Origin of the sequence: Bifidobacterium pongonis, from assembly GCF_019331805.1 — a bacterium.
GTDB lineage: Bacteria > Actinomycetota > Actinomycetes > Actinomycetales > Bifidobacteriaceae > Bifidobacterium > Bifidobacterium pongonis.
The window spans coordinates 61,107-71,444 of the sequence record NZ_JAHBBE010000007.1; the positions used below are offsets into that span (position 1 = coordinate 61,107).

The window sequence follows — 10,338 nt, forward strand, 5'->3', positions numbered from 1 at the left end:
CTGCGAGCGGGATTGCGGGCAGGACCGCCTGTAATTCCGCCGACGTGTTGATGGCAGGTGCCGTGATCGGTTGTCGTGATGAACGTCATGACGGCCGCTATGGCACCTGCCATTAGTTTTTCATATATCCAATTCGCGGCCTGACGGCACGCTTGGGCGATACGGTCGAATACCATATAGCCCATGGTCACTCCCAGAATCAGTTACGCGCACCTGCTCACCGAGCCGAATCCCAAGCATGTCGACAGTCTGCTGAGATTCTTCGAGAACGGATGCTCCAAGCGCGGCACCGGCGGTTTCGGTGTGGAGATCGAGCATCTTCCCGTCCACAACGCCGACGACACCGCGGTCAGCTACTACGAGCCGAACGGCGTGGAGACGCTGCTCAGACGCATCGCACCGTATTACGACGAAAGCAAGGAATATTGGGAGAACGGCCATTTGGTCGGTCTCGGACGTGAAGGGCTGTCCGTTTCCCTCGAACCCGGCGGTCAGATCGAAACCTCCATCGGCGTGCTGCATGAGCCGAGCGAACTCAACACGTTGTATGGTGAATTCCGCAGCCAGGTCGACCCGATCATCGAGGAACTCGGGTTCAGACTCGTGCACTACGGCTACCAGCCGAAATCCAGTTTCGCCGACATTCCCGTCAATCCGAAGGACCGCTACGACGCCATGACCGATTATCTCGGCAGGGTCGGCGAATTCGGTCCGTGCATGATGCGCTGCTCCGCCTCCACGCAGGTGAGCATCGACTATGTGGACGAGGCCGATTCCATCGCCAAAATGCGCATCGGCACCGCGATCGGCCCGATTCTCGCATGGTTCTTCCGCAACAGCCCGTATTTCGAAGGCAAGCTCAACACGTACCCGCTGTTGCGCCAGCGCATGTGGGATTATCTCGACTTCCAGCGCACCAACGTCATTCCCGGCCTGTTCGACAGGCGGTTCGGTTGGGAGGATTACGCGCGTGACGTGCTGAGCACGCCGCTCATGTTCGCCGATCTGACCCACACGCCCGAAGCCGTGGCCACCGGCGCGACCGGCAAGGAGCTGCATCGCGCGGCCTTCCGTGAGAACGCGGGGGAGGTGTACCCGGACCGCGAGCTCAACGCCTATGAGATCAACCACATCATCTCCACGCATTTCAACGATGTGCGTCTGAAGAACTTCATCGAACTGCGTCACTGGGATTCGCTGCCGGTCGAACGTGCGGAGCGCCTGACGGAGATCATCGCGTCCCTGTTCTACGTGCCGTCCAACCGCATCCGTCTCGAAAGCTACTTCGACGGCCTGCGCGAGGAGGACGTGTTCGAGGCCAAGGCCAATCTGCAGGCGCATGGCCGTGAGGCCACGCCGTACGGCCAGCCGCTCGACTTCTGGCGCGAATTCCTGGGGCTTGAGGGTCTGCTGGAGGATATTCCGGGCGATCCGAAGCATCCGGAGGTGTTCCAGGGCTGAGGCGTGTACGAAGCCGTTGGCGTGCGTGCCGGTGGCGTGTGCGCGTATCGATGGCGCGATCGCGTGACAGCGGAATGATGCCGTGTGTATGCCAGGGTGCCGGGCAACACACGGCATTCCGTTATCGAACGACTGGTCGGTAAACTGGGCTTCTATGACGGAACAGGGGAAAAAGAAGCGCGTTCGCAAAAGCCCGGAGGAGCGCAAAAGGGAGATCATCGGCGCGGCGGCGAAGCTTATCGCCGAGAAAGGGTATTACGGCACGTCGCTCAAGGAGATCGCCGACGAGATCGGCATGAGCCAGCCGGGTATGCTGCATTACATCGGCAACAAGGAGAACCTGCTGTCGATGCTGGTCACCGACAATTACGACGCTGAGGGCACGCCGCGCGATTTCATCAAATCCGGCCTGCCGGGAAGCGACCCGGAGGGCATGCTGTTCCCCGCATACATGAGGTTCCTCGTGCGTTACAACGCGCAGCGCCGCAGCCTGGTGCAGCTGTATATGGTGCTCGAATCGGAATCGTTCAGCCCCGAGCACCCGTTGCACGAGTATTTCGAGAACCGCCCGAATCTGGTGTGGGAGCATTATTCCGAATTCACGTGGAATCTGCCGCCCGAGATCGGGGGATGGGAGAACATGCGCCCCATCGTGCGCCAATGCGTGGAGGCCATGGATGGCATCCAGCTGCGTTGGACCCGTAAGCCGCCGATCGACATGTATGACGAATGGCTGGTGTTCGAACGGATGATCTTCCCCTCGCCGGTGTGGGACAGGTACCGCTGACCCGCTGACGTTCCTGCGTGCGGCGTGCATGCGTGCGCTGTGAGGCGTATATTATGCGATTTCATCTAATGACTGTTCGATAAAAACCGCGACACGCCGATATGCGTGTTCTTCATTGGCGGAGAACGGCTATATTTCAACGTTTTATGCCGATTATTTATCTAATGAGCGCTAGTTAAATTACTTGACAAGCGCTGTGTGGCGATATATCGTACTTATATCTAACGAGCGTTAGATATAAAAACGTCCGGAAACGATTCCGGGGAACGTCAACGAAGACAAGCAGAAAGAGGAGCCATGAACCGCAATTCCGTGGATCATATCCTGTTCGGCGCGGCCTACTATGACGAGTATCTCATGATGAAAGGCATCGACCGCATCGACGAGGATATGCGAATGATGAAGGATGCCGGCCTCAACGTGATCCGTATCGCCGAATCCACCTGGAGCACCTGCGAGCCGCAACCCGGCGTATTCGATTTCTCCCACGTCGACAGGGCGTTGGACGCGGCCCAGCGCCACGGCATCAGCGTCATCGTCGGCACGCCGACCTACGCGGTGCCGTCATGGCTGGTCAAGATGCACCCCGACGTGCTGGCCGTCACCCCGAACGGCGAAGGCAAGTACGGCACGCGCCAGATCATGGACATCGTCAACCCCGCCTACCGTTTCTACGGCGAGCGCGTGATCCGCAAGCTCATCGCCCACGTCGCCGACCATCCGGCGGTCATCGGCTATCAGGTGGACAACGAGACGAAGTACTACGATTCCGTCTCCAACGACATGCAGCGCCTGTTCGTCAAGTACCTGTACCGCAAGTTCGACGGCGATCTTGACGCGTTGAACATGCACTTCGGCTTGGATTACTGGTCCAACCGCGTCGACTCCTGGGAGGATTTCCCCGACGTGACCGGCACCATCAACGAGTCGCTGCGCGGCGAATTCGACAAGTTCCGCCGCGATCAGGTGCGTGCCTTCCTGCAGTGGCAGGCCGACATCGTGCGCGAATACGCCCATGACGACCAGTTCGTCACCCACAATTTCGACTTCGATTGGCGCGGCTACTCCTACGGCGTACAGCCCGCGGTCGACCATTTCAAGGCCGCGACCGCCGTGGACATCACCGGCGTGGACATCTACCATCCCACCGAGGACGATCTGACCGGCAAGGAGATCGCCTTCGGCGGCGACATGACCCGTTCCACCAAGGGCGGCCGCAACTATCTGGTGCTCGAAACCGAGGCGCAAGGCCAGCACGGCTGGGTGCCGTTCCCCGGTCAGCTGCGCCTGCAGGCCTACTCGCATCTCGCATCCGGCGCGGACATGGTGGAATACTGGCACTGGCATTCCATCCACAACTCCTTCGAAACGTATTGGAAGGGACTGCTCAGCCACGATCTCGAACCGAATCCGACCTACCGTGAGGCGGGCGTGTTCGGACGTGAGATCGCAGCGCCCGAAGTGGGGGAGCGGCTGGTGCACCTGCGCAAGCGCAACAAGGTCGCCATCATGGTGAGCAACGAGTCGCTTACCGCGCTCGACTGGTTCCTCATCGAAGCGGGCTTCCCGTACGGCGGCACGCTCAAGTACAACGATGTGGTGCGCAACGTGTACGACGCGCTGTTCGAACTCAACGTCGAATGCGATTTCCTGCCGTCCGACGCGAGCGCCGAACGGCTCGCTGACTACGAGATGATCGTGACGCCGGCGCTGTACTGCGCCCCGCAGGAAACCATCGACCGTTTGCGCGACTTCGTCGCCAATGGCGGCCATCTGGTCTCCACCATGAGGTCCTTCGTATGCGACGACGAGGTGACCGTGTGGTCCGATCGCGCCCCGCACGATCTGACCGACGTGTTCGGCATGACCTACAACCAGTTCACCAGGCCGAACGGCCATGTCGCCATGGAATTCGCCGGGCCTCTCGCGGGCACGCCGTCCACCGACGCGCAGGCGCTGATCGAACTGCTGGCGGCGGGCGAAGGCACCGAGGTGCTCGCCGGTTACGGCCACTACGCGTGGAAGGATTACGCGGCGATCACGCGCCACGGGTTCGGCAAGGGCGACGCCGAATGGATCGGCACGCTGCTCGACGCGGATTCGATCCGTGCGGTGCTGCGCGAAGCCGTCGACCATGCGGGCGTCGTGGGATGCGGAACCGCGCTCGCGGGCAAGGTCACGGTCCGCCAAGGCGTCAATGCCCAGGGCGAGACGGTGACGTATCTGCTCAACTATTCGGCCGATGAGGTCACCATCGCCAGCCCGGTGGCGGGCAGCGTGGTGGTCGCCCCGGTGGCGATCGCGACCGACGGCACCGTCGACGCCGATGCCACTGCCGGTATGTCGCTCAAGGCCGGTGATGAGGTGAAGGTCGGTGACGATCTGACGATCGGCCGCTGGAATCTCGCCGTGATCGCCGGCTGAAGCGTGATGATGGCGGTGCGTCCGGGCGCTTTGCCTGGACCCGGACGCACCGCTGATCCGATCAGGGGATGAGCAGGTCGACGAGCGTTTTCCATTCGCCGACGAAGTCGACGTCGCGGGAGTCGTTGAGCCAGCGTAATTGCAGGCCTTCCATGGCGGAGAGCACTTGCATGGCGGTGCGGTCCGGATCGTCGACCCCGTCGCGGGCCGCCGCCGTCGCATATTCCTTGAGCAGATTGTCTTCGCGCTGTTCGAAGTATTCGTGCACCGGATGGTCCTTACTCAGCGCCTCGCTTTCCAGCAGGATGTAGAGGCGGACCATCTCCGGACGGTCGGCGTTCGTCTCCACGGTTCCCGTGGTGATGGCCTTGAGCCCCAGATCGCAGTGGTATGCGATGCCGTCCTGCAAGACCTCGCCGGTCACGCCCTCCACGCCGAGATGTTCGGCGATGGCGATCTGATTGACGCGATCGGCGTACTTGAGGGTTTCCTCAAGCAGTTGTTCCTTGGTTCTGTAGTAGTAAAGGAGGCCTGCTTCGGTGATGTTCTGAGCCTGTGCCACGTCGCGGATGGTGAATCCCCAGAAGCCGAATTGGGAGATGAACGAAATGGTGGTTTCGAGGATGCCGCGTTTGCGGTCCTCGGCGCTCATTCGTTTCCTGGTTTTGGGTTCGGTGCGACGACGCATGACGTTCTCCTTCTCTTGGTACTTACTAAGTTACAGGGCGGGGGAGAGGTACGGGCTGAAATCCCTTGGGACACGCCGAAAATGACAAGCGAAACGAATCGTAATATGATTTAACTAAGCAGTTACTAAGTAATAAAAACCGAGTGGCTGCACAACGGAATCCGGTAGACCGGTTCCGGGTTTGCGCAAGGCGACGAGGATTGCCGATTTGCGTTTCCCTGGGAGAGGGTCTACGCTATGAAGCACGTTAGTTACCAACCGGTAATTAACTGACCGGGCGGGGAAGCCCACATCGATATATAAAACATCGCTCACTGTTGAAGCATGGATCAAAGGAGAGAGTTTCATGAGTGAAGCAATCGCAAGCAAAGAAGCGCGTTTGGCGGCATATAACGCCAATATCGCCGCGGCCGAGAAGGATCCGACCCTGTCGCCGGAAACCGGCAAGCCGCTGAGCAAAGTCAACACCGTTCGTTTCGGGGCAGGCTTCCTGCTGTTCGGCGTACTGTGGATGTCCGGCCTCGGCATCGTCTCCGCAGTGCTGCTGCCGATGCACTACAAGACCATCCAGGGCGCCGACCCCGATGCCCTCGTCGGCATCGTCAACGCGTTCACCGCCGTCGCGTCGCTGGTCGCCAACCTCATGTTCGGCAACTTCTCCGACCGTTCCCGCTCCCGCTTCGGCCGCCGTACCCCGTGGATCGTCTTCGGCGCCATCCTGGGCGGCGTCACCCTGTTCCTCACCGGCACCACGCATAACGCCGTGCTGCTCACCATCTTCTACTGCGCCTGCATGTTCGGCCTCAACTGCATGATCGCCCCGCTGGTCGCCATCCTGTCCGACCGCGTGCCCTCCGGCATCCGCGGCACCATGTCCGCCTTCTACGGTGCAGGCTCCACCATCGGCGCCCCGATCGGCACCATGATCGGCGCATACTTCATCGAAAACCTCACCACCGGCTTCGCGGTCGCAGGCGTGCTCATGTTCCTCGGCGGCATCGTCGCGGTGCTCATCATCCCGAAGGAACAGTCCGCCGACTTCCTGCCGAAGGACGAAGGCTCCGCCAAGGACATCCTCACCTCCTTCCGCCCGCCGAAGTTCTCCGGCGCCCACGACTTCTACAAGGCGTTCGCAGGCCGCTTCTGCATGCTGATGAGCTACCAGATGATCAACGTCTACCAGCTGTACATCATCCAGAACTACATCGGCCAGTCCGTCAAGCAGTCCGCCGTCACCGTGTCCGTCGTCTCCATGATCATGATGGTCATGTCGCTCGTCGGCTCCTTCATCTCCGGCCCCGTCTCCGACATCATCGGCCGCCGTAAGGTGCCCGTCATCGTGGCCTCCGTGCTGTTCGCCGTCGGCATCGCCATGCCGTGGCTGATCCCATCCACCCTGGGCATGTACCTGTTCGCCGGTATCGCCGGCCTCGGCTACGCGGTCTACTCCGCCGTCGACCAGGCTCTGCTCGTCGACGTGCTGCCGAGCAAGGAAGAAGCCGGCAAGGATCTGGGCATCCTCAACATGGCCACCACCCTCGGCCAGATGTGCGGCCCGGTCATCATGTCCGCCATCGTGGTGAACCTCGGTTACAACTTCGCGTTCCCGACCGCCATCGCCCTGGCCATCATCGGCTGCTTCTTCATCATGATCATCAAGAAGGTCAAGTGATCTTCGTCCCTGAACGGTCGTGATGACCGCGCCCCGGGCCCATTGTTTTTCCCTTCTCTCAATCGGGTCCGGGGCTTTCCACATCGCAATCAATACTTACCGGCGGTCCTGTCGGTAACCGCAAATACAACATCCGAAGAATCAACGACGATACTAAGGAACCACCAATGACCACCTGGATCGCAACAACGCAGAACAGCAAACTCGCCGACCGATCCTCCAACATCGAACACACCAACGCCGTCACGGCATCCGACCTGCAGCTCGACGGCAACGAATACCAGGCCCTGCGCGGCTTCGGCGGCTGCTTCAACGAACTCGGCTGGTTGCCGCTGCAAACCGTCAGCGCCGAGGAACGCGACCAGATCATCAAGGAACTGTTCAGCCCCGACGAGATGAACTTCACCTTCAACCGCGCGCCGGTGGGCGCCAACGATTTCGCCGACCAGTGGTACAGCTACGACGAAACCGACGGCGACTACGAGATGGAGCATTTCTCCGTCGAACACGACGAGAAGACCCTGATCCCGTACATCCACCGTGCGCAGGAATGGCAGCCGAACATGCAGCTGTTCTCCAGCCCGTGGAGCCCGCCCACCTGGATGAAGCGTCCGAAGGCGTACAACTACGGGCGTCTGGTGCAGACCCCGGAGAATCTGCGCGCCTACGCGAAGTATTTCGTCAAGTATGTGCAGGCCTACGCCGAACACGGCATCACCGTCAACCAACTGCACGTTGCAGAACGAGGTGTTCGCCGACCAGAAGTTCCCCAGCGCGCTGTGGGATTCCGAAGCGCTCAAGGTGTTCATCCGCGACTATCTCGGCCCGGCGTTCGACGAGGCGGGGCTCAGCACCGACATTTGGCTCGGCACGCTCAACGGTCCGGAAGACATGGCGTGGACCGGCGGCGGTTACGGCATGAGACTCAACAACTACAACCGTTTCGTCGACAACATCCTGTTCGACGAAGGCGCCCGCAAATACATCAAGGGCATCGCCTACCAGTGGGCCGGTCAGAACTGCATCGCGCGCACGCACGAATCGTGGCCGGAGATCGAACTCATCCAGTCCGAATCCGAATGCGGCATGGGTGACAATTCGTGGGAGTACGCGGAATACATCTTCCATCTGATCAACCATTACTTCCGCAACGGCGCGACCGCCTACACCTATTGGAACATGATTCTCGACGACCGTGACTCCACGTGGGGATGGTGGCAGAACTCCCTGTTCACCATCACCGCCGACACGCATGAGGTGCGCCGCAACCCCGAATATTATGTGATGCGCCACTTCTCGCATTTCGTCAAGCCGGGTGCGCGCGTGCTGGGAACCACGGGGCATTTCAACTCGATGGCCATCGCGTTCCGCAACCCGGATGGCACGGTGGTGGTCGTGGCGCAGAACGCCCTGGAGGAGGAGCGCCCGTTCGAATTCGCCGACCCGCAGTCCGCTGACCGCGGGTTCAAGGTGACGTTGGCGCCGCGCTCGTTCAACACCTTCGTGCTGGACTGAGCGGTTATGCCCGCGTGTGCTTGCGCTTGCTGCGTGTGTGCTTGCGTTTGCTTGTGCTTGTGTGTGCTTGCGTTTGCGCTCGCGGGTGGTGATTATTCGTGATCGACCGACCGGCGTCTGTCTGCTTGCCCGTTCGGCTAATCGGCTTTTGTTTGCCGATCCGGCTGAACAGGTAGCCGATCGATCGATCAACTGGCCGATTGGCCAGCCGGCCTGAACGCATGTTCGGGCCATGTGGATCAACCGCAGGATCTTCCCTTTTTCTTCCTGTTGGTTGTGTGGAAGACCGGAGTCCCACGCCTGTGGCGGCTCCGGTCTTCGTTTATGCCGCGTGCCCGCCATCTCGCTTCCCCATTTTCAGACAAATTTGGCCAAATTCTGTCTGATTCCGGTAATGGAGAGCTGGAAGGCTGTTGTCGGTTGGACCATCCTTCTCCGTTTTCAGACAGATTTGCCCCGATTTTGTCTGATTCCGGTAGCAGGGCGGGGCAAGCTCGGCAGTGAGGCAGAAGAGCCCCGTATCGAGGCGACGAGTCCCGTCTCTGCGGCCAACCTTTCTCCGTTTTCAGACAAATTTGCCCGGATTTTGTCTGATTTCGGTAGCAGAGAGGGGGACTCTCTCTTCTCTCCGCAAGCCACCCTTCTCCGTTTTCAGACAAATTTGGCTGGATTCTGTCTGATTTCGGTAATGGAGAGCTGGAAGGCTGTTGTCGGTTGGACCACCCTTCTCCGTTTTCAGACAAATTTGGGCTAATTTTGTCTGATTTCGGGATGGGTGGGGGAGACGCGGCGTTGGGGGAAGCGTCGGATTATTTGCGCGCAATGAATCGTGCGATGACGGTGATGACCGCACATGCTGCGAGACATGCGCAGAACAAGGCGAAGGCGGGTAGCGGTTGCCCTAGCCCGGCTACCATCGTGAAGCCGTTGGCCGACGGCTTCGTTTCGAAATAGACGGCGCCCCAGAGGGCGTCGGTATGTTGGGGAATGGTTTTTGGCGTGGCGAATATTGCGTAGAGGATTCCTCCCACGAGGATGCCAAGCCAAAGGATGATACTTGTGCAGATGACGGCGAGAATGCGTCGAGCGGTGCTCATATCGTGCGTTCTTTCTGGGAATGGCGGACTCGGTCGGTGATGGCGGGTGGACGAGCGTCTTTGGAATCGTCGCCCTCGGTAAACGTGATATGAGCCATTATCTTTCATAGGGGCGCTCGTCGAAATCCCCCTTCGTGCTTCTCCGTTTTCAGACAAATTTGGCCGGATTTTGTCTGATTTCAGTAGTGGGGGATGGGGAGGTCTGCTGTCGCCGTGAGCTGCGCTTCGCCATTTTCGGACAGATTTGGGCTGATTTTGTCTGATTTCGGTAGTGGTGGGGCGGCTCGCCTCCGCGAGAGTCCCCTTCTCCATTTTCAGACATTTTTGCCCTATTTCTGTCCGATTTCGGTAACGAGAGCTGGAAGGCTGTCGTCGGTTGGGCCGCGCTTCTCCGTTTTCGGACAAATTTGCCCGGATTTTGTCTGATTTCGGTAATGAGAGCTGGAAGGCTGTCGTCGGTTGGACCACGCTTCTCCATTTTCAGACATTTTTGGCCGGATTTTGTCTGATTTCGGTAGTGGGGGATGGGGCGCTCTGCTGTCGCCCGTGGGCTGCACTTCTCCATTTTCGGACAGATTTGGCCGGATTTTGTCTGATTTCGGTAGTGGGGGATGGGAATGGGGATGGCGATGCCGTCTCTGCCAAGCTGCGCTGGGCCGGGATTGAGAGGACGGCGGGGGGCGTGTGAGACTGT

Annotated in this window: 6 protein-coding genes and 1 pseudogene; 5 read left to right on the top strand and 2 right to left on the bottom strand. The window is 59.8% G+C overall.

Features of this window, described 5'->3' with window-relative positions; genetic code table 11:
• Positions 1-183 precede the first annotated feature (183 nt).
• The 3 genes from KIH75_RS03050 (at position 184) to KIH75_RS03060 (ending at position 4,672) form a co-directional block, all read left to right on the top strand.
• A complete protein-coding gene (locus tag KIH75_RS03050; protein ID WP_219055340.1) occupies positions 184-1,461 on the top strand; it encodes a glutamate-cysteine ligase family protein in 1,278 nt (425 codons plus the stop codon).
• 154 nt (positions 1,462-1,615) lie between these two features.
• On the top strand, positions 1,616-2,248 hold the full coding sequence (locus KIH75_RS03055) for a TetR/AcrR family transcriptional regulator (protein WP_219055341.1): 633 nt from the start codon (positions 1,616-1,618) through the stop codon (positions 2,246-2,248).
• A gap of 297 nt (positions 2,249-2,545) precedes the next feature.
• Entirely contained in the window at positions 2,546-4,672 is a 2,127-nt protein-coding gene (locus KIH75_RS03060; protein WP_219055342.1) for a beta-galactosidase, read from the top strand.
• 61 nt (positions 4,673-4,733) lie between these two features.
• On the opposite strand, the gene KIH75_RS03065 is transcribed toward KIH75_RS03060, so the two are convergent.
• Positions 4,734-5,360 carry a TetR/AcrR family transcriptional regulator gene (locus KIH75_RS03065; RefSeq protein WP_219055343.1) on the bottom strand — a complete coding sequence of 209 codons (627 nt, stop codon included), beginning with the start codon at positions 5,358-5,360 and terminating at the stop codon, positions 4,734-4,736.
• A gap of 346 nt (positions 5,361-5,706) precedes the next feature.
• On the opposite strand from KIH75_RS03065, the gene KIH75_RS03070 reads away from it, so the two are divergent.
• Both KIH75_RS03070 and KIH75_RS10295 read left to right on the top strand, forming a co-directional pair.
• Positions 5,707-7,032, top strand: coding sequence for an MFS transporter (locus tag KIH75_RS03070; protein ID WP_219055344.1), 1,326 nt, complete (start codon positions 5,707-5,709; stop codon positions 7,030-7,032).
• 167 nt (positions 7,033-7,199) lie between these two features.
• A pseudogene (locus KIH75_RS10295) lies at positions 7,200-8,547 on the top strand (glycoside hydrolase family 30 protein).
• 809 nt (positions 8,548-9,356) lie between these two features.
• On the opposite strand, the gene KIH75_RS03080 reads toward KIH75_RS10295, so the two are convergent.
• A complete protein-coding gene (locus KIH75_RS03080; RefSeq protein WP_219055345.1) occupies positions 9,357-9,644 on the bottom strand; it encodes a hypothetical protein in 288 nt (95 codons plus the stop codon).
• Positions 9,645-10,338: the final 694 nt, after the last annotated feature.

Bases quoted from the DNA above. Each gene is read 5' to 3' on its own strand.
- KIH75_RS03055 (WP_219055341.1), top strand. From the start codon at position 1,616: ATGACGGAACAGGGGAAAAAGAAGCGCGTTCGCAAAAGCCCGGAGGAG.
- KIH75_RS03060 (WP_219055342.1), top strand. From the start codon at position 2,546: ATGAACCGCAATTCCGTGGATCATATCCTGTTCGGCGCGGCCTACTAT.
- KIH75_RS03065 (WP_219055343.1), bottom strand. From the start codon at position 5,360: ATGCGTCGTCGCACCGAACCCAAAACCAGGAAACGAATGAGCGCCGAG.
- KIH75_RS03070 (WP_219055344.1), top strand. From the start codon at position 5,707: ATGAGTGAAGCAATCGCAAGCAAAGAAGCGCGTTTGGCGGCATATAAC.
- KIH75_RS03080 (WP_219055345.1), bottom strand. From the start codon at position 9,644: ATGAGCACCGCTCGACGCATTCTCGCCGTCATCTGCACAAGTATCATC.
- KIH75_RS03050 (WP_219055340.1), top strand. From the start codon at position 184: ATGGTCACTCCCAGAATCAGTTACGCGCACCTGCTCACCGAGCCGAAT.